Origin of the sequence: Nitratireductor indicus C115, from assembly GCF_000300515.1 — a bacterium.
Lineage (GTDB): Bacteria > Pseudomonadota > Alphaproteobacteria > Rhizobiales > Rhizobiaceae > Nitratireductor > Nitratireductor indicus.
Genome location: NZ_AMSI01000059.1, coordinates 1 through 935 on the forward strand (window position 1 = coordinate 1; position 935 = coordinate 935).

The 935-nt window shown below is 63.9% G+C and carries 1 protein-coding gene; it reads left to right on the forward strand.

The features are described from left to right. Nucleotides 1-935 (forward strand): DUF7507 domain-containing protein (locus tag NA8A_RS24190; protein WP_009453081.1); only part of this gene is annotated, 935 nt, incomplete at both ends.

Sequence of the window (935 nt, forward strand, 5' to 3'; positions counted from 1 at the left end):
TCCTATCCGCTGACCCAGGCGGACATCGATGCCGGCGTGGTGGACAATACGGCAGGGGTCAGCGGCACGGCTCCGGACAATGGGCCGGTGACGGACACGGCGAGCGCTACCGCTCAGCTTGCGCGGGTGCCGGCCCTGCGCCTGACCAAGACGGCAATCCATCAGGACACGAACGGGAATGGCGCTGCCGATGTTGGGGAACCGGTGACGTTCACCTTCTCGGTGACGAATACGGGCAATGTGACGGTGACGAATGTCGAGATCGAGGATCCGGGCGTCACCCTTTCGGGCAGTCCCATCGCCAGCCTGGCACCGGGGGCGACCGACAGCAGCACCTATACGGCGAGTTACCCCCTGACGCAGGACGACATCGATGCGGGCAGCATGTCGAACACGGCGCGGGTCAAGGGAAGCGCACCAGATTCGTCGGAGGTTTCCGATAGCGCATCGGCCTCGGTTTCTCTTGCGGGGACCGCGGGGATCGGGCTCGTGAAGTCGGGTACGTATCAGGACACGAACGGCAATGGTGTTGTCGATTTGGGCGATGCGATCGCCTATGGTTTCAGTGTGGAGAACCAGGGCAATGTCACGCTGACCGACATCGAGGTGACGGATCCCGGGGTGAGCGTTTCGGGCGGGCCGCTGGCCAGTCTTGCTCCCGGTGTGACGGACAGCACCACCTTCAGCGCTCTCTACATGCTGACACAGGCCGACATCGATGCGGGGAAGGTGGATAATTCCGCCGAGGTGGAAGGCGTGCCGCCGGGCAATGGCGGAACAGGCACGCCCGTCTCCGCCTCGTCCGACGTCTCGGTGCCACTGGAGCGCAAGCCCGCGATCAGCCTGACCAAGACGGGCGCTTATGTGGATGCGAATGGCAATGGCGTCGCGGATGCGGGTGACACGATCTCCTATTCGTTCGTGGTGACGAACAC